This is a genomic window from Dietzia sp. NPDC055877, from assembly GCF_053615975.1.
This window is the reverse complement of the sequence record NZ_JBSHCV010000017.1, coordinates 15,809-35,006: the sequence shown is the minus strand read 5'-3', so window position 1 is coordinate 35,006 and position 19,198 is coordinate 15,809. Positions and strand designations below refer to the sequence as shown.

Annotated in this window: 22 protein-coding genes; 14 read left to right on the top strand and 8 right to left on the bottom strand. The window is 68.7% G+C overall.

Translation table 11 applies throughout. The annotated features are described in order from the left end of the window. Nucleotides 1–138: 138 nt before the first annotated feature. A complete protein-coding gene (locus ACWGLC_RS14635; RefSeq protein ID WP_452100604.1) occupies nucleotides 139–525 on the bottom strand; it encodes a MerR family transcriptional regulator in 387 nt (128 codons plus the stop codon). A gap of 99 nt (nucleotides 526–624) precedes the next feature. Between ACWGLC_RS14635 and ACWGLC_RS14630 the strand changes: the two genes are divergently transcribed. The 4 genes from ACWGLC_RS14630 to ACWGLC_RS14615 all read left to right on the top strand — a co-directional run bounded on the left by ACWGLC_RS14630 (nucleotide 625) and on the right by ACWGLC_RS14615 (nucleotide 4,701). Then, nucleotides 625–2,205: a SulP family inorganic anion transporter gene (locus tag ACWGLC_RS14630; RefSeq protein WP_452100574.1), complete on the top strand. Its 1,581-nt coding sequence runs from the start codon at nucleotides 625–627 to the stop codon at nucleotides 2,203–2,205. Nucleotides 2,206–2,359: 154 nt separating this feature from the next. Continuing rightward, nucleotides 2,360–2,875 (top strand): diaminobutyrate acetyltransferase, encoded by a 516-nt coding sequence (gene ectA / locus ACWGLC_RS14625; RefSeq protein ID WP_230930511.1) that lies wholly within the window; start codon nucleotides 2,360–2,362, stop codon nucleotides 2,873–2,875. 70 nt (nucleotides 2,876–2,945) lie between these two features. Next, complete coding sequence (gene ectB / locus ACWGLC_RS14620) at nucleotides 2,946–4,241, top strand: diaminobutyrate--2-oxoglutarate transaminase (protein WP_452100573.1); 1,296 nt, start codon at nucleotides 2,946–2,948, stop codon at nucleotides 4,239–4,241. Between the two features lie 37 nt (nucleotides 4,242–4,278). Next, a complete protein-coding gene (locus ACWGLC_RS14615) occupies nucleotides 4,279–4,701 on the top strand; it encodes an ectoine synthase (RefSeq protein WP_230930513.1) in 423 nt (140 codons plus the stop codon). Nucleotides 4,702–4,761: 60 nt separating this feature from the next. On the opposite strand, the gene ACWGLC_RS14610 is transcribed toward ACWGLC_RS14615, so the two are convergent. Both ACWGLC_RS14610 and ACWGLC_RS14605 read right to left on the bottom strand, forming a co-directional pair. Beyond that, entirely contained in the window at nucleotides 4,762–5,589 is an 828-nt protein-coding gene (locus ACWGLC_RS14610; RefSeq protein ID WP_452100572.1) for a PIG-L deacetylase family protein, read from the bottom strand. 60 nt (nucleotides 5,590–5,649) lie between these two features. Then, nucleotides 5,650–6,684, bottom strand: a complete 1,035-nt coding sequence (locus ACWGLC_RS14605) for a DUF2332 domain-containing protein (protein WP_452100571.1) — start codon at nucleotides 6,682–6,684, stop codon at nucleotides 5,650–5,652. A 169-nt stretch (nucleotides 6,685–6,853) separates the two neighbouring features. Here ACWGLC_RS14605 and ACWGLC_RS14600 point away from each other — a divergent pair, with 169 nt between their 5' ends. The 5 genes from ACWGLC_RS14600 (at nucleotide 6,854) to ACWGLC_RS14580 (ending at nucleotide 10,797) form a co-directional block, all read left to right on the top strand. After that, complete coding sequence (locus ACWGLC_RS14600) at nucleotides 6,854–7,924, top strand: glutathione S-transferase family protein (protein ID WP_452100570.1); 1,071 nt, start codon at nucleotides 6,854–6,856, stop codon at nucleotides 7,922–7,924. Between the two features lie 74 nt (nucleotides 7,925–7,998). Next, the gene (locus tag ACWGLC_RS14595; protein WP_452100603.1) at nucleotides 7,999–8,532 is read left to right on the top strand and encodes a GtrA family protein; all 534 of its coding nucleotides are present in this window, start codon (nucleotides 7,999–8,001) and stop codon (nucleotides 8,530–8,532) included. Between the two features lie 9 nt (nucleotides 8,533–8,541). Continuing rightward, complete coding sequence (locus ACWGLC_RS14590; RefSeq protein WP_452100569.1) at nucleotides 8,542–9,357, top strand: trimeric intracellular cation channel family protein; 816 nt, start codon at nucleotides 8,542–8,544, stop codon at nucleotides 9,355–9,357. A 9-nt stretch (nucleotides 9,358–9,366) separates the two neighbouring features. Next, nucleotides 9,367–10,062, top strand: coding sequence for a hypothetical protein (locus tag ACWGLC_RS14585; protein WP_452100568.1), 696 nt, complete (start codon nucleotides 9,367–9,369; stop codon nucleotides 10,060–10,062). 60 nt (nucleotides 10,063–10,122) lie between these two features. After that, complete coding sequence (locus ACWGLC_RS14580; RefSeq protein WP_452100567.1) at nucleotides 10,123–10,797, top strand: DNA-3-methyladenine glycosylase I; 675 nt, start codon at nucleotides 10,123–10,125, stop codon at nucleotides 10,795–10,797. On the opposite strand, the gene ACWGLC_RS14575 is transcribed toward ACWGLC_RS14580, so the two are convergent. Continuing rightward, nucleotides 10,786–12,078, bottom strand: a complete 1,293-nt coding sequence (locus ACWGLC_RS14575; RefSeq protein ID WP_452100566.1) for a glycoside hydrolase family 3 N-terminal domain-containing protein — start codon at nucleotides 12,076–12,078, stop codon at nucleotides 10,786–10,788. The two genes, ACWGLC_RS14580 and ACWGLC_RS14575, sit on opposite strands and share 12 nt — an antisense overlap. 137 nt (nucleotides 12,079–12,215) lie before the next feature. On the opposite strand from ACWGLC_RS14575, the gene ACWGLC_RS14570 reads away from it, so the two are divergent. From ACWGLC_RS14570 to ACWGLC_RS14555, 4 genes are all read left to right on the top strand, one after another. Then, nucleotides 12,216–13,544 carry an APC family permease gene (locus ACWGLC_RS14570; RefSeq protein ID WP_452100602.1) on the top strand — a complete coding sequence of 443 codons (1,329 nt, stop codon included), beginning with the start codon at nucleotides 12,216–12,218 and terminating at the stop codon, nucleotides 13,542–13,544. A gap of 10 nt (nucleotides 13,545–13,554) precedes the next feature. Beyond that, nucleotides 13,555–14,652 (top strand): NAD(P)H-dependent flavin oxidoreductase, encoded by a 1,098-nt coding sequence (locus ACWGLC_RS14565; protein WP_452100565.1) that lies wholly within the window; start codon nucleotides 13,555–13,557, stop codon nucleotides 14,650–14,652. Nucleotides 14,653–15,019: 367 nt separating this feature from the next. After that, entirely contained in the window at nucleotides 15,020–15,163 is a 144-nt protein-coding gene (locus tag ACWGLC_RS14560) for a hypothetical protein (RefSeq protein ID WP_344991861.1), read from the top strand. A 64-nt stretch (nucleotides 15,164–15,227) separates the two neighbouring features. Next, complete coding sequence (locus tag ACWGLC_RS14555; RefSeq protein ID WP_344991864.1) at nucleotides 15,228–15,398, top strand: hypothetical protein; 171 nt, start codon at nucleotides 15,228–15,230, stop codon at nucleotides 15,396–15,398. 77 nt (nucleotides 15,399–15,475) lie between these two features. Here ACWGLC_RS14555 and ACWGLC_RS14550 read toward each other — a convergent pair whose 3' ends face one another. The 4 genes from ACWGLC_RS14550 to ACWGLC_RS14535 all read right to left on the bottom strand — a co-directional run bounded on the left by ACWGLC_RS14550 (nucleotide 15,476) and on the right by ACWGLC_RS14535 (nucleotide 17,605). Beyond that, complete coding sequence (locus ACWGLC_RS14550; protein WP_452100564.1) at nucleotides 15,476–15,991, bottom strand: SRPBCC family protein; 516 nt, start codon at nucleotides 15,989–15,991, stop codon at nucleotides 15,476–15,478. Between the two features lie 101 nt (nucleotides 15,992–16,092). Beyond that, nucleotides 16,093–16,233: a hypothetical protein gene (locus ACWGLC_RS14545; RefSeq protein WP_452100563.1), complete on the bottom strand. Its 141-nt coding sequence runs from the start codon at nucleotides 16,231–16,233 to the stop codon at nucleotides 16,093–16,095. Nucleotides 16,234–16,935: 702 nt separating this feature from the next. Next, nucleotides 16,936–17,091 (bottom strand): hypothetical protein, encoded by a 156-nt coding sequence (locus ACWGLC_RS14540; protein ID WP_452100562.1) that lies wholly within the window; start codon nucleotides 17,089–17,091, stop codon nucleotides 16,936–16,938. 367 nt (nucleotides 17,092–17,458) lie between these two features. Further along, complete coding sequence (locus ACWGLC_RS14535; RefSeq protein ID WP_452100561.1) at nucleotides 17,459–17,605, bottom strand: hypothetical protein; 147 nt, start codon at nucleotides 17,603–17,605, stop codon at nucleotides 17,459–17,461. A gap of 158 nt (nucleotides 17,606–17,763) precedes the next feature. Between ACWGLC_RS14535 and argJ the strand changes: the two genes are divergently transcribed. Further along, nucleotides 17,764–19,194 (top strand): bifunctional glutamate N-acetyltransferase/amino-acid acetyltransferase ArgJ, encoded by a 1,431-nt coding sequence (argJ, locus tag ACWGLC_RS14530; protein ID WP_452100560.1) that lies wholly within the window; start codon nucleotides 17,764–17,766, stop codon nucleotides 19,192–19,194. The last annotated feature ends 4 nt before the right edge of the window (nucleotides 19,195–19,198 follow it).

Genomic DNA, 19,198 nt, shown 5'->3' with positions numbered 1-19,198 from the left:
GGTTTCGCACGTATCGGCCGGGTGCCAACGTGCGAAACCCTCTTCGCGTTTACCGGTGGGGGCGCGGGACGGGCCGGCGGGGATGGAGAGGCCGGCGAGAGTGGCGCGGGAGGGGTCGGAGAGGGTCGGTTGCGGCGCTCAGCTGAGGCGGTCGATGATCTCGACGAACTCCTCGGCGTAGGCCAGGTGCTTGCGCAGGCGCTCGAGTCGCTCCGCCGCTTCAGCGCCGATCTCGGTGATCGTGGTGCGGGCGGCGGCATCGTCGTCGGCCCCCTCGCCCACGCCCCCGGACCCGGTCCACTCCCCCCGCGCGTCGAGGGCGCGGCAGAAGTCCTTCATGCGGTCGAGGCTGAACCCGAGTGGCTTCATGCGCCGGATGAGCAGCAGGCGCTCGACGTCGGCCTCGGTGTAGAGGCGGAACCCGCCGGGGGAATGGGCGGACGGGCTGACCAGGCCGAGTTCGTCGTAGTGGCGCAGGCTGCGGATCGATAATGCAGTGCGCTCGGCGACCTCCCCGATCTTCATGGTCTGCTCGCCCTGAGTTTCCCCGGCCACAACTCTCCCGCTACGGTAGCTTTTACTCTCTCGCTACGAGAGAGTCGGTACTACGACTGTAGGTGATCTGTGAGCAACGAGTTCCCGACCGGTGTGCTGCCCTCATTCCGGGCGGCGTTCTCCTCGCCGGCCAGACTGCGGACCGAGGTGTTGGCCGGCCTGGTGGTGGCCCTGGCGTTGATCCCGGAGGCGATCTCGTTCTCGATCCTCGCGGGCGTCGACCCGCGGGTCGGCCTGTTCGCCTCGGTGACGATGGCCGTGACGATCGCGTTCACCGGCGGTCGGCCCGCCATGATCTCGGCCGCGACGGGCGCAATTGCGCTGGTCGTCGCCCCGGTGGTTGCCCAGCACGGGCTCGATTACCTCATCGCGACGGTCCTGCTGGGCGGAGCGCTGCAGATCGTCCTCTCGGTGCTGGGCGTGGCCAAGTTGATGCGGTTCATCCCGCGGTCGGTGATGATCGGCTTCGTCAATGCGCTGGCGATCCTCATCTTCTCTGCGCAGATCCCGCATCTGATCGGCGTGCCGTGGCTGGTGTACCCGCTGGTGGCGGTGGGCATCGTCATCATGGTCGGCTTCCCGCGCCTGACGACGGTCGTGCCGGCCCCGCTGATCGCGATCGTGGCGATCACGGTCGTCGTGCTGGCCGTCGGCTGGAACGTGCCCGATGTGGCGGGTCAGGGTGAGCTTCCGACGTCGTTGCCGTCGTTGCTCCTCCCCGACGTGCCGCTGACCCTGGAGACCCTTCAGATCATCGCGCCGTTCGCGCTGGCCATGGCGCTGGTCGGGCTCATGGAATCGCTCATGACCGCCAAGCTGGTCGACGACATCACCGAGACCCACTCCGACAAGACCCGCGAGGGCTGGGGCCAGGGCGTGGCCAACCTCGTCACCGGTCTCTTCGGCGGCATGGGCGGCTGCGCGATGATCGGCCAGACGATGATCAACGTCAAGGAATCCGGGGCGCGCACCCGGCTGTCGACGCTGCTCGCGGGCGTGTTCCTGCTCGTCCTGGTGGTGGTGCTCGGCGACGTCGTGGGTCTCATTCCCATGGCGGCGCTGGTCGCGGTGATGATCATGGTGTCCGTGGGGACGTTCGACTGGCATTCGGTCCACCCGCGCACCCTTAGGGTCATGCCGCTGCCGGAGACCCTGGTCATGCTGGTCACGGTGGTGGCGACGGTGTGGACCGGCAACCTGGCGATCGGCGTGGTCCTGGGCGTGCTCACCGCGATGGTGATGTTCGCCCGCCGCGTCGCGCACATGACGACGGTGGAGAAGGTCCCCGGGCCCCGCGACGACCGTCTCGACCGCGACGACCGCGACGACCGTGCCGACCGCGACGACGACAACGACGACGACCGCGACGACGACACCGGGGTCACCACCCGCACCTACCGCGTCACCGGCGAGCTGTTCTGGGCGTCGAGCAACGATCTGGTCTATCAGTTCGACTACTCCGGCGACCCCGAGCACGTGGTCCTCGACCTCACCGACGCCGACATCTGGGACGCCTCGACCGTCGCGACGCTCGATGCCGTGCAGCAGAAGTACGCGGAGAAGGGCAAGACGATGTCCGTGATCGGCCTGGACGGCGCGAGCCAGGAACGTCTCGACAAGCTCTCCGGCCGCCTCGGCGGAGCGTTCTAGGCGCTCCGGCCCCGCGGTCGGGCGTTCGCGGAACCACCGGCGAGTGACCGACCTCACTCCCCGGCGATCACCTGCACACTCATCACTAATTCAGGAACGAATTGTGGAAGGTAGATGCAACTACGAGGTGGCCTCACTACGGTGGGAGACGATTATGAGCCCAGGAGAACGAGAAGTACCCCGTACCCCTGATTCCTCGGACCCGGTTTTCCGTCCGCCCACCGCGGCAGACGGGATCCGGATGTGGGAGATCGCCCGCGACAGCCGGGTCCTCGATCTGAACTCGTCCTACGCCTACGTACTGTGGGGTGCCGAGTTCGCCGGGAGTTCGGTGGTGGTCGAGGTCGAGGGCCGTGTGGTCGGCTTCGTCACCGGCTTCATCCGTGCCGACGAGCCGGACACGATCTTCGTGTGGCAGGTCGGCGTCGACGCCGATCAGCGCGGCAAGGGACTCGCGGCCCGTCTGCTGCACAGCCTCATGGACCGCACCGGCGAGCAGCAGGGCACCGTGCGCCTGCGCACCACGATCAGCCCGGACAACGACGCCTCCAAGCGCACCTTCGGAGCCGTTGCCCGCGACCGCGGAATGTCGTTGACCAGCGAGGACTACCTGGGCGCTGATCTTCTCGGAGAGGGCCACGAGCAAGAAGACCTCTACACGATTTCCTAAGGACTGGGCGCGGGCCGCCCGGCCCGCCGCCGCTGCCCGAACGCTTTTTCATTGGAGTGAGTCAAGACAAATGACCGAGAACACGCACGATTCGAGCACCGATACCTCGATTTTCACCGACCGCGAGTCGGAGGTTCGTAGCTACTCGCGCAACTGGCCGGCGGTCTTCGACACCGCCAAGGGTGCGACGCTGACGACCGTCGACGGCGAGGACTACCTCGACTTCTTCGGCGGCGCCGGCGCGCTGAACTACGGCCACAACGACGACGACATGAAGAACGCCCTGCTGGAGTACATCACCCGCGACGGCGTCACCCATTCGCTCGACAAGTACACGGTCGCCAAGCGCGCCTTCCTGGAGACCTTCTCCAGTACGATCCTCAAGCCGCGTGGCCTGGACTACAAGGTGATGTTCCCCGGGCCGACCGGCACCAACGCCGTCGAGTCCGCGCTGAAGCTGGCCCGCAAGGTCACCGGCCGCGAGGCCATCATCAACTTCACCAACTCGTTCCACGGCATGACCCTCGGGTCGCTGTCGGTGACCGGTAACTCGATGAAGCGCGCCGGTGCCGGCATCCCGCTGGTCCACGCCACCCCTATGCCGTACGACAACTACTTCGGTGGCGTCACCGAGGACTTCCAGTGGATGGAGCGCGTGCTCGTCGACTCCGGTTCGGGCATGAACCGCCCGGCGGCCGTGATCGTCGAGTGCGTCCAGGGTGAGGGCGGCATCAACGCCGCGCGCGCCGAGTGGCTGCAGGCCCTCGACGCGCTGTGCAAGCGCCACGACATCCTGCTGATCGTCGACGACGTCCAGATGGGCTGCGGCCGCACCGGCGAGTTCTTCTCCTTCGAGTTCGCCGGCATCAAGCCGGACATCGTCTGCCTGTCCAAGTCGATCGGTGGCTACGGCCTCCCGCTGGCGGTGACCCTGTTCAACCGCGAGCTCGACGAGTGGACCCCGGGCGAGCACAACGGCACCTTCCGCGGCAACAACCTGGCGTTCATCACCGCTGACGTGGCGCTGCGCAAGTACTGGGCCGACGACGCGCTCCAGAACCGCACGCTGGAGAACGGCCGCATCCTGCGCGAGCGCTTCTCGCCGCTCGTCTACAAGTACGAGGGCAAGCTCGAGCTGCGCGGCCGCGGCATGGCCTTCGGCATCGCGTTCCTCGAGGACCCGGAGCTGGCCGGCCAGGTCATGGCCCGCTGCTTCGACAACAAGATGCTGGTCGAGACCGCCGGCCCGAGCGACGAGGTCGTCAAGTTCCTGGCGCCGCTGACCCTCACCGACGAGGAGCGCGACCGCGGCATCGAGATCTGCTACGAGGCCGTCGACCACGTCCTCGCGCAGCAGTACGCCTGATCCAGTAGTACGGGACCACCCCTCAAGGAGGCATCACATGATCGTTCGCACCACCGCCGAGATCACCGATACCGATCGCCACATCAAGGGCAACAACGGTAACTGGGAGTCCAAGCGCATCGTTCTGGCCAATGACCGCGTGGGTTTCTCGTTCCACGAGACCACCATCGCCGCCGGCACGACCAACGATTTCCACTACGCCAACCACATCGAGGCCGTCTGGCTCACCCGCGGCAAGGGCACCCTGCGTGACCTCACCAACGACAAGGAGTACCCGCTCGCGGCGGGCTCGATGTACCTGCTCGACGGCAACGAGAAGCACCAGGTGATCGTGGAGGAGGAGATGCAGATGCTCTGCGTCTTCAACCCGCCCGTCGTGGGCGACGAGAACCACGACGAGAACGGCATCTACCCGCTCCTGCGTCTGCAGGACGACGGGTCGGTCGTCCGCGAGAAGTAGGACCCCGCACAGGGCAACCCCGCACAGGGCAACCCCGCACAGGGCCTGGCCGCGTCGACGTCAGTCGAACGGCCAGGCCTTCTGCATGTCCTGATCCAGGCCCGGCTCGATGAGGTACTCGGTGCCGAACGCCAGCGCGTAGACGGCGGGCGGCATGCCCAGCATGAGGCCGATGTCGCTGGTCTGGCTGGCGTGGCACTCCATCGCGCGGCGCTTGAGGGCGAGCACGTCCTCGGGCAGGTCGACGGCCCAGGCGATCTCGGACTCGGGTACGCCGACGGGCTGTCCGTCGTCGCCGGTGAGGATCATCTCGCGGAGCTCGGCCACGTCCGAACCGGCGGCGGCCAGCGCGTCGAAGAGCTCGGTGACCTCGGGCCGGTCGAGCATCTCCAGCTGCGCGGACTGGTTGGTGGTGGACTCCATCAGCCGGGGTCGGCGTGCCGCGAGCTCGGCGGCCCGGCGGGTGAGCCGGTGCACCGCGATGTGGTCGGGGTGGCCGTAGTTGCCGTGGTGGTCGTAGCCGATCACCACGTCGGCGTCCTCGCGGTCGATGATCCGGGCGAGTCGGCCGGCGGCCTCGTCGACGCTGGCCCGGTGCAGGCACAACGGGTCGTCGTTCTGGGCCCAGCCGGTCATGCCGGAGTCTCGGTATCCCAGCCAGTCGACGCGCTCGACGCCCAGGACGCGCGCGGCCGCACGGGCTTCCCCACGGCGATGTTCGACCACGTCGCCGTCGTCACCCATTCCTTCGGGTCGTTGGCCGTGGTCGCCGTCGGTGGCGAACACCGTCACCACGCGGTGGCCGGCGCGGGCGGCGAGCGCCATCATCCCGGCGGTCTGGGACGATTCGTCGTCGGGGTGGGCGTGGACAAACACGATCGTGGACACCCCGACAGTCTGCCCTCCAGCGCGTGCGCACGGCGGGTGAGGCGCCGGGGCACGTCCGGTTCAGGGCATGTCGAGGGCGCGGACCCAGTCGCCGTGGCCGTGCGCCGTGGCGAGGGGCTGCCCGTTGACGGCGACGACGAAGATGCCCCTGTGTCGCCGGATCGATTCCGGGACCTGCGCCGCGATCTCGGGCAGGAGGGTCACCCCCTCGACGGAGATCCACACCGCGCCGGCGCTACGGCAGAGCTCGGTGACGCGTCGGACGAACTCGGCCCGCTCCGGGGGCTCGAGATAGCCGAGCACCGCGGTGTGGAAGACGACGGGCGTGGAGCCGGCGGGGCAGGCGGCGACGGCGGCCTCGACCTGCTGGACGAGGTCCCCGGTGATGATGTTCGGTGGATCGGCGGCGGCGATGTCGAGTGCCGCGTCGAGGCGGGGCACGCGCTCGGCCTGCTGGCCGGGCCAGATGAGGCTGCGGAGCCAGGCGCGGGAGTCGGGGTCCGCGGGGTCGATGGGGGCCAGGTCGACCCCGCCCCGGTGGACGATCTCGGGCAGGGAGCGCGGGCGGGGGACGCCGTCGCGCAGGTCGCACTCCAGGACCGGGACCTCGGCCGGGGTGACGGAGGTGGCCAGCTCGGCGGGCTGCAGCTCGTAGGTGTGGCCGCCGCCGAGGTCGTAGCGGTAGGCGTAGCGGTCCGGGTACAGGCACAGTCCGGCGGCGGCGCCCACCTCGACCAGCGAGAGCGGGCCGGGCAGGAGCGAGAGGAACGGCAGCAGGACCGCGCAGCGCTTGGCCTCGTTGGTCTGGGTGGAGTGGGTGAGCGCGATCTGCTCGACCTCGGCCCAGTGGGCGTGCAGGAAGTCGCGGAAGGCGGCGTAGTCCTCGGTTTCGGCGGCGCCGGCGTGGCGGGCGGCGGCGAACACCAGGACGGGCTGCCGCTTGATGCGGGGTAGGCGCGCGATGAGTTCGCAGGTGGCGGGGTCGGCGGCGATCCCGCGGGCCCAGGAGAGATAGACGGGGGTGCGGCCGCGGACCTCGTACTCGGCGAATTCGGCGTAGCGGGTCGAGACGTCGTCGACGTGCGCGGAGTCCATGGCCCCAGCGTGGCATATGTCGGCGACCGTGACTCGCGACCCGGGTCGAAGGGCTGTAGAGGGGGCTAGCCTGAGGGCGTTCGCGCGGGTATGATTGGTGATGTATCAACAGTTCGGCGTATTGCTAATACGACGACGACCTCACGCCCGCCGACCGTAGGAGAGCCTCATGCCAGACGAGACCGAGTTCATCGCAGCGAAGAACGCCTCCACCGGCGGCGAGTTCGTCCGCGACGCCACCTACATCAACGACCGCGTGGTCGCCGGCCTGGAGCCGGGCAGCGACCCGGTGGGCGAGAAGATCGGCGAAATGCGCTGGCCCGTCGAGGCCGGCCGCTACCGCCTCATGGCCGCCCGGGCCTGCCCGTGGGCGAGCCGCTCGATCATCGTGCGCCGGCTCATGGGCCTGGAGGACGCCATCTCGATGGGGCTCGCCGGCCCGACGCACGACATCAACTCGTGGGTCTTCGACCTCGACCCGGACGAGAAGGATCCGGTCACCGGCCTGCACCGCCTGCAGGAGGCGTACTTCAACCGGATTCCCGACTACCCGCGCGGCATCACCGTGCCCGCCCTGGTCGATCTGCCGACGAAGTCCGTGGTGACCAACGCGTACCAGAAGCTCAACTTCGACATGCTCTCTGAGTGGACCGACTTCCACCGCGACGGCGCCCCGGACCTCTACCCGGAGGCCCATCGCGACGAGATCGACGAGCTCGACTCCTGGATCTACCCGACCGTCAACAACGGCGTGTACCGCTGCGGCTTCGCCGCCGAGCAGGGCGCCTACGAGAAGGCCTACGACGAGCTGTGGGCCTCGCTCGACCGCCTCGAGGAGCGCCTGGCCACGCGCCGCTACCTGGTGGGCGAGACCATCACCGCCGCCGACATCCGTCTGTTCACCACCCTGGTGCGCTTCGACGCGGTCTACCACGGCCACTTCAAGGCCAACCGCAGCAAGATCACCGAGATGCCCGCGCTGTGGGGCTACCTGCGCGACCTGTTCCAGACCCCCGGCTTCGGCGACACCTGCGACTTCCCGCAGATCAAGGAGCATTACTACAACGTCCACCGCGACGTGAACCCCACCGGGATCGTGCCCAAGGGGCCGGACCTGGCGGGCCTGCTCACCCCGCACCACCGCGAGGAGTTGGGCGGCAGCCCGTTCGGCAGCGGCATCGCCCCGGGCCCCATCGCGGAGCCCTCCGAGCGAGTCCCCGCCGGTCACGGAGCAGAGTAGGCCTAGACTGGCACGCTGTGACCCCGGCGCCCCCCGCGATCGGCCGCTATCGCCGTAGCCTCCGACAGTTCATCATGTTCGGGATCGTCGGCGGCTCCGGCATGGTCGTCAACATGATCGTCACGGTCTTGATGAACAAGGCCAACGGCGGCACCCAGAACGCGCAGGATGTCCTGTTCCCGATCTCCGGCACGGAGTTCAACTTCCGCTTCACCACGCTGGTGTGGATCGTCGCGTTCCTGGTGGCGAACTTCTACAACTTTATGCTCAACCGGAACTGGACCTTCGGCGCGGGCGCCAAGGCCCCGTTCTGGCACGAGTTCTGGCCGTTCCTGGTGGTGGGGTCGGTGGCGGCCATCGCGGGCATCTTCATCAAGCTCGCGTTCACCAACCCCACCTCGCCGCTGTACCTGCCGGAACCGTTCTGGCATGAGGACGCGGGCATCCATTCCCGTGAGTACTGGAGCCAGCTGCTGACGATCGTCATCACGATGCCGATCAACTTCATCGTCAACAAGCTCTGGACGTTCCGCGCGGTGCGCAACCGCCATCAGGCGCGCACGGCGAGTGTGGACGAGCCCGCGCCGGCGCCGGACGCCGTGACCTAGGGGCGCCTCGTGGAGTCCTCGCCGCTGCTGTTGTGGTTCGACCTGACGGGCGTGTTCTTCTTCGCGCTGTCCGGCAACCTGCTGGCGGCGCGTAAGGACATCGACATCACCGGCGGCCTCGTGCTGGGCCTGCTGGCCGGCCTCGGCGGCGGCATCATCCGCGACGTCCTGCTGGGGGTCACGCCGCTGGCGCTGGCCAAGCCGGTCTACCTCATCCCGCCGGTCGTGGCGGCGGTGGCGGTGTATCTTATCGGCCCGATGGTGCACCGGGTGTCCACGCTCATCGTGGTGTTCGACGCGGCCGGCCTGGGGCTGTTCTGCACGTTCGGTGCCGCCCGTGCGCTCGATCACGGCATGCCGGTGGCCTCCGCGATCGGGCTGGGCGTGGTGACGGCGGTCGGCGGCGGCCTGATGCGCGACGTGGTGGCCAACGAGATGCCGGCGGTGTTCAGCGGGTCGAACCTGTACGTCGTCCCGGCCGCGACGGGCGCGGGCCTGACGGTGGTGGCGGTGGAGACCGGCATGTGGGGGCCGATCACCGCGACCGCGCTGGCCGTGTTCGTCATCGCGTTCCGCCTGCTCGCCTGGTGGCAGCAGTGGCGCGTGCCGCTGCAGATGCGCGGCTGGACCGTGCGTGACCTCGACGTGCTCCGTCGCCGGGAGAGGTCGGTGTATGGGCGTCCAGCGCGGGGAGGGCGGGGCGGGTCGGGCGAAGAACAAGATCAAGAACACGACCACGACGACGACAACGTCACCACCCACGACCCGGACACCGGCCCGGATCCCGACTCCCGCCCCGACCCCAACCCAGACGACCGCCGGTAGGGTGTCCCGGTGCAGTATTACCTCAGTCTGCTGGGATTCGCGGCGATCGATTCGCTCAACCTCTTGGCGTTCGCCGTCATCGCGGGGCTGTGGCTGACCGCTGCCAGCCGCGGGTTGCCGTTCGCGCCGCGGGCCGCGCGCTTCACCGGCGGCGCGTTCTGCGGGATCGTGGCGCTCTCGCTGGTCTCGGTGTGGGTGATCGGCAACAACGAGGAGTTCGTCCGCAGCCTGTTCTACGACCTGTGGGCGATGGTCGTGGTGGGTGTGATCGGCCTGGTCATCACCGTGCTGGGATTGCGGGCGCCCGCGGAGAAGGCGGAGGAGGCGGTCGAGGCGCCGCTCGCTCAGAACGTGCTGCAGAAGTTCGGGATCGTGGCCACCGGCATCTCGCTGGGCATCATCCAGTCCGGCACCTCGGCGCCGTTCGCGGGCGGCATGGTGCTCATCTCGCTGCACCACACGCCGGCGTGGGTCAAGATCGTGCACATCGTGATGTTCGCGATCGTGGCGATCCTGCCCAGCGTCGCGCTGATCATCACCCTGTCGCGGGTGCCGTCCGGCAGTATCGGCGCCGCGACCCGCCGCATCGACCGGTTCCTGTCTTTCGGCCGCGTCGCCGGGCGGGTGCTCACCCTCGTGGTGGGCATCGCGCTGCTCATGGTGGCGGCGGTGCGGATCGTGCAGCTCACCGGGGTGTTGTCGTAGACCGCGCCTAGTCTGCTGGCCACCACCGCACGGGTGGGACGACGAACAGACGGAGATCTCATGCAGAACGACACGCAGGACCGGGCCACCGCCGCTACCGCCGACGCCGCCACTACCGCCGTCACCATCGGGAGTGGCTCGGTGCTGTGCGAGGACGGGCTGCGGCGGCCGCCGTGGGCGGCCCGCGATCCGCTACTGCGCGAGTATTACGACACCGAATGGGGCATGCCCGTCCACGACGAGGCCGGGCTGTACGAGCGGCTCGTGCTGGAGGGCTTCCAGTCCGGACTGAGCTGGGTGACGATCCTGCGCAAGCGCCCGGCGTTCCGGGAGGCGTTCGCGGGGTTCTCGCCCGATGCGGTGGCGGACTTCGGTGCCGATGACGTCGAGCGGCTCATGGCCGATCAGCGCATCGTGCGCAATGGCCGCAAGATCGATGCCGCGATCAGCAACGCCCGCGCGGTGGTCGAGCTCCGTTCGGACGGCGGGCTCTCGCAGCTCATCTGGTCGTATCGGCCCGAGGCCACGCCCGAGCCGCGGGTGATGGAGGAGGTGCCCACGCAGTCGCCCGAATCGGTCGCGTTGGCCAAGGATCTCAAGCGCCGGGGCTTTCGCTTCGTCGGGCCGGTGACGGTGTTCGCGCTGATGGAGGCCATCGGCGTGGTGGACACCCACCTCATGGATTCGCACCGGCGGGGCACGTCCGGCGTCTGGGTCGCCGACTCAGCGGGGTAGCGGGGCCAGAGCCGCGGCCGGTGGTGAGGTGACCGGCGGGGCGCCCGGGCCGGGAGCGACCGGTTCGATCGGGGCGGCCAGCGAGCCTGCCCCGGACATCCGGCCGGTGACCGGGCCGTTCGCGCACTCCGGGATTCCGCGCACCTCGGCCAACCGCTCCAGCGATCGGTCGAGGGCGTCGGCGGACAGTGCCCCGTTCGCCAGTGCGCCCTCGACCGAGTCGAGCGCCTCGCCGATGCCGGCGGTGGTGATCCACAGCGGGGAGTCTGCGCCGGCGATGAGGGCTTCGGTGACCGACCGGGGCAGTGGGAAGGAGTCGGAGACGGCCTTCATCCCGGAGAGGTCATCGGTGAAGATCGGTCCCTCGAACGCGGGGGCGCCGTAGCCGTGGCCCTCCCGCAGCAGCCGGTACGCGGCGGGGGAGAGCGATGCCGGCCGGTCCGCGCCCGTCAGGCCGGGGACCAGCTGATGCCCGAGCATCATCCCGGCTCCGGGGGTGGCGGCCAGCTCGGCGAACGGCCGCAGGTCGTGGGCCGCGAGTTGGTCGAGCGGTGGCACCGTCACGGTGGTGAAGTGGCTGTCGCCGGAGGAACGCCCGTGCCCGGGGAAGTGCTTGAACACCGGGGTGATCCCGGCGTCCTGCAGCCCGGCAGCGAATGCGCGGGCGTATTCGGTCACACGAGCGGGGTCGGGGGAGAAGGAGCGGTCGCCGATCACGGCCTGGTCGGGCTGGTCTGACACGTCGAGGGAGGGGGCGAAGTCCACCGTCACACCCATGCGGTTCAGGAACTCACCGCGCGTGTGGGCGGTCGCTCGGACTTGCTCGGGGCTCATGGTGGAGGCCATGACGCGTGCCGAGGGCATCGGCCCCGCGTACGGCGAGATGCGGGAGACGCGGCCGCCCTCCTCGTCGATCGCGACCAGCAGCGGCAGCGGGGCGATCTTCTGGAGCTCGGCCAGGCCACTGCCGGAGACCGCCTCGCCGACGACGCCCGAGCCGATGAACACACCGCCGATGTTGTGTTGCTCCACAGCCTGGCGGGCGTCGGCCATCGAGCTCACGCCCACGGTGAACAGCTGCGCGATCCGCTCGCGCTGGCTGAGTGCCGCGAACGGTGAGTCGCACGGCGCGGTCGGCGGTGCGGTGGCGACGTCGGCCGTGGGGGCGCCGGCCGCGGGTGGGGGCGCCTGATCCGCGGGCTCGCCGGTACCGCAACTGGCCAGCGCCAAAGCGGTGACCGATGCGGCAGCCGTCAAGCGGAGCCGGCGGAGAAGAAACACGATCTCCAATGTATCGGCCGTTCGCTCATCCTTCGCATCGCCTGACTGTCTTTCCGGAGCCGGAGGTTTCTGCCCCCGCCTGGGCAGAGGTTCATCTACGCGTCACCCGGGAATGTCAGAGTGCTCGGGTGAACCAGATGCTTGATCGACGGCTCGGTCTGACCGACGCGGTGGTGGTGGGTCTCGGAGCCATGATCGGCGCCGGCGTGTTCGTGGCGTTCGCCCCCGCCGCGGCCCGGGCTGGCTCGCTCGTGTGGGTCTCGCTCGCGATCGCCGCGGTGGTGGCGGTGTGCAACGCACTGTCCTCGGCCCGGCTGGCCGCCCAGTTCCCCGCCGCGGGCGGGACGTACGTGTACGGCCGCGAACTGCTGGGTCCGTTGCCCGGGTTCCTCGCAGGCTGGGGATTCATCGTGGGCAAGACCGCCTCGTGCGCGGCCATGGCCCTCACTGTTGGGCTGTACATCTGGCCGGAGCACGCGAACCTCGTCGCCGCGGCAGCCGTTCTTCTCCTCACCGTACTCTCGGTGCTGGGGGTGCAGCGCACGGCGACTGTGGCCAAGGTGCTGGTGGCGATCGTGCTGGTCGTGCTCGCGGTCTTTTTCGTGATGGCTTGGGTGGTGCCATCCGGCGGTGGGGCGGAGGCCGTCGCAGCCGGGACGGGCACCACCGGGCTGGGTGCTTCCGAGGTGGGGCCTGTTCCGGTGCCCGCGGTCGACGACGAGGCGTGGCCCGCCCGGATCCTCGGCGTGCTCGGCGGCGCGGGCTTCTGCTTCTTCGCTTTTGCCGGCTACGCCCGCATCGCCACGCTCGGCGAGGAGGTGCGCGACCCGGCCCGCACGATTCCGAAGGCCGTGGTGCTGGCGATCTCGCTGGTCATCGTGGTGTATGCGCTGGTGTTGGCAGCGGTCGTCCACGTCCTCGGCGTGGGCGGTGTCGCAGCCGGGGCCGCGCCGGTGCTCGAGGCGGCGGAACGCATCGGCGGCGGTGAGCTCGCCCCGGTCGTGCGGATCGCCGCAGGGATCGCCGCGCTCGGTGCGCTGCTCGGCGGCATCCTGGGCGTCTCGCGTACGACGCTCGCGATGGCCCGCGACCGGCATCTGCCCGCCCCGCTAGCCGCGGTCCACGCCACGCGGCGGACGCCGTACGTCGCCGAGATCTGCGTGGGCGTGCTCGTCGCGGTGATCGTCCTTCTCGCCGATGTGCGTCAGGCGATCGGATTCTCGTCGTTCGCCGTGCTGGTCTACTACCTGGTGGCCAACACCGCGGCCCTGCGCCTGGACCGCCGGCGCCGGCGGTTGCCGGCCTGGGTGCCGGTGCTCGGGGCGCTCGGCTGTGTGACGGTCGCTGGGAGTCTGCCGTGGGAGTCGGTGGTCGGCGGTGTCGTCGTCTTCGTCGTCGGCGGAGCGGTGTACGCGGTGACTCGGCGCGGCATGGTCCAGCCCGCCGCGCGATCCCACCAGGCGTAACGTCGGGAACATGACCGACGCCGAACCACACGCCCGCCTGCTCCCGTCGCACCTGCGCCGTCCCGTGATCGGGGCGCCCATGGCCGGCGGGCCCACCACCGGAGAGCTCATCGCGGCGGTCGGCGAGGCGGGCGGACTCGGACTGATCGGTTCCGGATACCTGGATGCGGAGGCCACCCGCTCCGAGATCGCGCGCGTCCGCGAGCTCACCGACGCGCCGTTCGGCGTCAACGTCTTTCTGCTCGACCGGGCCGACTCCGAGGCGGCCCTCGACGCGGCGGGCGGCATGGCCAGACTCGAGAAATACGCGGAAGGCTTGCGGCCTGTCGCCGAGCGGCTGAGCATCGCGCTGGCCGAGGATCCGCAGTTCACCGACTTCGACCAAGACGCCACCATCGACGCGCTGGTCGAGGAGGCGGTGCCGGTCGTCTCGTTCACGTTCGGGATCCCGGGCTCCGGGGTGGTGCAGCGGTTGCAGGCAGCGGGGTCGGCGGTGGTCGTGACCGTCGCCGGCGTCGAGGATGCGCGGCGCGCCGTGGAGGTGGGGGCGGACTGGTTGTCCGTGCAGAGCGCCGAGGCCGGCGGGCATCGATCCACCACGGCGGTGGGGGAGGAGCCCGACGACATCACCACCGTCGAACTGGTGCGGGCCGTGCGCGCTGCGCTACCGGACGTCGAGTTCGTGGCCGCCGGCGGAATCGCCACCCCGGAGGACGTGGCCGCTGCGGTGGCCGCCGGGGCGACCGGCGTGCAGCTCGGGACCGTGCTGTTGCGTACTCCGGAGGCGGGCACGAGCGCGCTGCACCGGGCGGCGCTGGGCGATCCGCGGTTCACCGAGACGCGACCCACTCGCTGCTACACGGGGCGCTACGCCCGCGCGCTGGTCAACGGGTTCGTGGCCGAGCACCACGACGCAGCCCCGGCCGCGTACCCGCACCTGCACATCCTCACCGGGCCGATGCGTAAAGCCGCCGCCCAGGCGGGCGACATCGACGTGCCGCCGCTGTGGGCCGGGTCGCGGTGGCGGGCTGCTGATGCCTACGCCGACCGGCTGGCCGGCGAGGTGGTTGCCGAGCTTTGGGAGCGTGCGCGCCCCGCAGTGGACTGAGTCTTCAGCCGGGAGGCCCCCGGAGTCCGCAGCCTCGAGCCAGACTTGATTAGCCCCGGAGCGGCTAGAAGGCGGGCAGCGGATTTTCGCGTGCTGATGCGGGCCTGGCTCCAGGGAACCCGAACGGGCGCTACCGGTGTCAGGACCCTGCCTGAAGAACGCCTGAGTTTCGGTGGCCCGGGCTCCGGCCGATCACAAGTTCGAGGAGCGGAACTTAATGAGCAACGATGACACGGCCTCCGAGCGACCAGCGAAGTTGTCGGAAATAACTCGACTGTTGTGTCGTAGATCACTGCGTGTTAAGTTCTGGTGGCACTATTCGTGAACGTCAACATTCTTTGACGTTGATTCCCGGAAGGGGAAGAAGATGGGTTCACTCACGGCGTCCACTGAAGCTATGGGCGGCGGCGTCCTGGATCTGCTCACCATCATGGCCGGCATCGACGGCCTCGTCGGCGCGATGTTCGGCTCCATCGGCGACCTCATCGGCGTCGGCGCCGACGCCGCCTGACCCTGGCCTGTCGGTAACCACCTCATCGCCATCCACTCACATCGCGGAATGCAAAGGAAGCACCATGCTATTCGGATCAATTGACAACGTCTTTGGCGCCGTCCAGGGCAGTGTCGAGGGTTTCGGGGACTTCATCGGGACCCTGCTCGGCACCGGCACAGGTAGCGTTGCCGGCCTGTTCTCCAACGTCCTCGAGGCGATCTACGCCGGTAGCGGCCAGGAGATCCCGGTCTAAAGCCTCGAGTTCGTAGCAAAGGATCGGGTGACCCCCAGGCAACTGCCTGGGGGTCTTCCGAATTTGGGTGCCTGGTGTCAGGGGTTGGCGCGACGCTCCGCTTCGGCCCCGATGTCGGCCAGGTCCTGCTCCATGGTCTTGCGGGTCGAGTTCAGTGCAACTTTGCCCATCACGCCCATCACCACTCGGGAGATGGCCGGGGCGTGCGCGGTTTCGGCGCTGAAGTGCATGAACAGAGTCGTGCCGCCGCCGGCCTCAGCCGTCAGAGTGAACACCGTCTTGTATTCGGTACCGCCGTTCTCGGCGACGATCGTCGTGGAGTGCGGTGCGTCCGCGGTCTGCACCATCATCTCTTCGGTTGACTTCATTCCGAACATCTTGCGGGTCTCGCGCCAGTGAAAGCCCGGCTCATAGACGCCGGCGGTCAGGATCTCCACCGACAACACACCGGAAAGGGTGCGGTGTGCGTTGGGAATGTCGGTGAGGACGGCCCACACGGTCTCCGGATCGGCGTCAATGTGGCGGGACAGGTCAAGCTGCATAAGCTCGAGTGTAGTGCCGCGCGGCGTCTCGGTCGGGGCAGCGAAGAACACGGTGTCGTGAAATGCACGGCGCCGGCATCCCTTCCCCATGAGTGGATGCCGGCGCGATGCCGACCGGTCAGCGGGCCAGCCCGCCGATGGTCGTTCTCGAGTCAGGAGCCCCAGTTGGCGAGGTTGCCGCCGAGGACCCAGAGGATGTTGCCGAGGAAGCCGGTGCTGACATCGAGGATGCCGGAGCCGGTGTTGAACATGACTGAACCCCAGCCGAGCTGGTCGAGAATGTCGGAGAACATAGTGCTTTCCTTTCGGAGGAGGTGCGGCGCGGAGGACGTCGCTCGGGATCGAGTTCCCGGTGAGGCTTCGAGGAAGCCCCGTTGTGGACTCGCTCCACATATCTGTGATCCGCATCACAGCGTTACGGCAGGTTGGCGAGAATTTGCGCTGATAGGCGAGTTCTGAGCCTCAATCGGACGTCTGAGATTTACAGATACCTTGCTCGCCAACGGATGTGGCCACCTTCGCCGCGATTGTTTCGATCGAGACACAATGGCCGGATCGCTGTTGTGCGACGGCGGGTCGGCCACTTTGCGGGATTCGGCGACATCGCTGGCGTGGCGACCGGGATTGTGGCACAAGGTCGAGGACGACCTCTTGGTATGAGGACGGCAGCTCACGGTGTCGAGCTTGGTGCGACGTGTCGGGCGGAGGTGTGTCGATCGACGCGCGGTGGAGTTGGCCGATCAGGAACCCCGGCAAAGAAGTCGTCCGCGAGGGTGTGGGGGAGGCTCCGAAGAGGGAGTCGCTAATCCCGCTCGGCATGGCGCGGGTGACGGGGTGTCGGCGAAGGCGTGCCAGCCTTGCGGGGCCGGGGCGACGGGTGCGACAGATCGAGCTGTGCAAGTTTGAGGCTGCGAAATGGCCAACGCTGGCATCGTCCAGAGACGATGCCAGCGTCGGTGCTGCTTAGGCTGGGTGTTAGCCCAACTTTGGCTAAATCACTCCAGCGAGCCGGTGGCCTCGGCGATGAAGCCGCCGATGGTGCTGAGGATCTCGCCGAAGATGCCAGCGGCACCGTCGACGACGTCGGAGCCGGTGCTCACGGCGTTGGAGCCGGCGGCGAGGCCGGGAAGAAAGCCAGCGATGGAACCCATGTGGTGATCCTTTCGTCATGGGCGGCGCGAGGGTGCACCGCTCCCTGTGCGGTCGAGCCGTTGAGGACCCGGAGGTTCGCCAACAACTCATGACAGGACGTTACGTATGGGGCGCGAGCCCGTCATCCGCGGGGAGGGGATGAGAAGGGGAAAGCGTCAGTCGGCTCTTTATAAGCGCAGCTAGTCTGGCCGATGAATCCTCATGTGTAATTTGGCTCACAATTGTGGTCCTGCTGCCGATGGCCGCAAAGCGCCGAGCGCGAGCGACACGATTGTGAAATGCACAACGCCGGCATCCGTCCGAAGACGAATGCCGGCGTTGCGTTGACCGGTTAGCGGGCTAGGCCGCTAGTTGGTCGAGGTCAAATCAGACGCCCTCGACGCCGATGCCGGGCAGGCCGACGGAGCCGAGAACGGTGTTGGCAACGTCGCCAGCGGTGGCCGAGCCGAAGTCGACGACGGACGAGCCGGTGGCGAGGAGGTTGTTGAAGAAGGCGAAGATGTCGTTGATCATCTGGTGATCCTTTCGTTGTGAGCGGCACCGTGCTGCGCCGCTGCTGTCGTATTGCGGTCCGTGATGGACTCGTGAAGTACATCCCGAACTCGCTACGAAACGTTACGTCGGAACCCCGACATCTCCATCTTGAGGGGTTGTCGCACAGGGGTTCTCGGATGTGCCGCGACTTATCGACGCTGGTTAGCGCCCCAAACTTGGACGTCTGTAATGTACGTCACAAACCAGAAAATCTGTGTAATCGGCGTACGCATAGCCCTTCGCCACCGCCCGCCGGGCCCGCAGGGGACAATGGCCGCATGACTGCGCACCCGCCCGCCTCACCCGCGACCGTCCCCCTGCCGGCCGGCTTCCGAGCCCATGCCGGCTCCGCGGGTCTGCGCGAGGAGGGTGATGACGTTGTCGTCGTCGTCAACGAGGGTCCCGCCCCCGCCTCGTCGGCCGTTTTCACCCGGTCCCTCTTCGCCGGCCCCTCGGTCGTCCTCAGCCGCGCCAACGCGGCGTCCGGCCGCGCGCGCGGCCTGGTGGTGGTGGCCAAGAACGCCAACGTGGCCACCGGCGAGCAGGGCATGGCCAACGCGCGCGAGGTGCTCGACCGCGCCGCGGCATCCGTCGGCGTACCGCCCGAGGACCTGCTCATCGCCTCCACCGGCGTGATCGGCCGCCAGTACCCCATGGACCTGCTGCGCACCCACCTCGACGGGCTCGCCGGCGCCGAGTTCGGCTCCGACGCCCTGGCCGTGGCCGCCGCCATGATGACCACCGACACCCACCCCAAGACCGCCGTGCGGGAAATGACGACGACGACGGGGTCCACCGCCCAGGTCGTGGGCGTGGCTAAAGGTGTCGGAATGGTCGAGCCCGACATGGCCACCATGATCGCCGTGATCTTCACCGATGCCGCCGTGGAGCCGGGTGTGCTGGACGCCGCGTTCCGCGCCGCGGTGGGTGAGACCTTCAACTGCCTGTCCGTCGACACGGACACCTCCACCTCCGACACCGCGATCGCGCTCGCCAGCGGGGTGGCCGGCGAAGTGGCCGAGGCGGACCTGCGCGAGGCGCTGCAAGACGTCTGCCTGGACCTGACCCGGCAACTGGCGCGCGACGGCGAAGGCGCCACCAAGCTCCTCACCGTCCAGGTGACCGGAGCCCGCGACCGCGACCAGGCCAAGCGCGTGGCCAAGGCGATCCTCAACTCGCCGCTGGTCAAGACCGCCGTGCACGGGGCCGACCCCAACTGGGGACGCGTCGCGATGGCGATCGGCAAATGCAGCGACGACACCGACATCGACCCGGAGCGCGTGACGATCGTCTTCGGCGACCTCGAGACCTACCCCGCCTTCCCCGGCGAGGCCGAACTCGAGCGGCTCACCGAGATCATGCGGGCCGAGGAGGTCACCATCGCCGTGGACCTGGGCGTGACGGGCGGTGCCGCGGGTGGTGCCGCGGGTGGTGCCGACGGTGGTGGTGCCGACGGTGGTGGTGCTGCCGGTGGGGCCGCGGATGGGTCGGCGGGCGGCTCCTGCACCGTCTACGGCTGCGACCTCACCCGCGAGTACATCGCCATCAACGCGGACTACACGACGTGACGGG

Coding starts and splice junctions, on each gene's coding strand:
- ACWGLC_RS14635 (WP_452100604.1), bottom strand. CDS start 525: ATGAAGATCGGGGAGGTCGCCGAGCGCACTGCATTATCGATCCGCAGC.
- ectA (WP_230930511.1), top strand. CDS start 2,360: ATGAGCCCAGGAGAACGAGAAGTACCCCGTACCCCTGATTCCTCGGAC.
- ectB (WP_452100573.1), top strand. CDS start 2,946: ATGACCGAGAACACGCACGATTCGAGCACCGATACCTCGATTTTCACC.
- ACWGLC_RS14615 (WP_230930513.1), top strand. CDS start 4,279: ATGATCGTTCGCACCACCGCCGAGATCACCGATACCGATCGCCACATC.
- ACWGLC_RS14605 (WP_452100571.1), bottom strand. CDS start 6,684: ATGGACTCCGCGCACGTCGACGACGTCTCGACCCGCTACGCCGAATTC.
- ACWGLC_RS14600 (WP_452100570.1), top strand. CDS start 6,854: ATGCCAGACGAGACCGAGTTCATCGCAGCGAAGAACGCCTCCACCGGC.
- ACWGLC_RS14595 (WP_452100603.1), top strand. CDS start 7,999: ATGTTCGGGATCGTCGGCGGCTCCGGCATGGTCGTCAACATGATCGTC.
- ACWGLC_RS14580 (WP_452100567.1), top strand. CDS start 10,123: ATGCAGAACGACACGCAGGACCGGGCCACCGCCGCTACCGCCGACGCC.
- ACWGLC_RS14570 (WP_452100602.1), top strand. CDS start 12,216: ATGCTTGATCGACGGCTCGGTCTGACCGACGCGGTGGTGGTGGGTCTC.
- ACWGLC_RS14565 (WP_452100565.1), top strand. CDS start 13,555: ATGACCGACGCCGAACCACACGCCCGCCTGCTCCCGTCGCACCTGCGC.
- ACWGLC_RS14560 (WP_344991861.1), top strand. CDS start 15,020: ATGGGTTCACTCACGGCGTCCACTGAAGCTATGGGCGGCGGCGTCCTG.
- ACWGLC_RS14555 (WP_344991864.1), top strand. CDS start 15,228: ATGCTATTCGGATCAATTGACAACGTCTTTGGCGCCGTCCAGGGCAGT.
- ACWGLC_RS14545 (WP_452100563.1), bottom strand. CDS start 16,233: ATGTTCTCCGACATTCTCGACCAGCTCGGCTGGGGTTCAGTCATGTTC.
- ACWGLC_RS14540 (WP_452100562.1), bottom strand. CDS start 17,091: ATGGGTTCCATCGCTGGCTTTCTTCCCGGCCTCGCCGCCGGCTCCAAC.
- ACWGLC_RS14535 (WP_452100561.1), bottom strand. CDS start 17,605: ATGATCAACGACATCTTCGCCTTCTTCAACAACCTCCTCGCCACCGGC.
- argJ (WP_452100560.1), top strand. CDS start 17,764: ATGTGCCGCGACTTATCGACGCTGGTTAGCGCCCCAAACTTGGACGTC.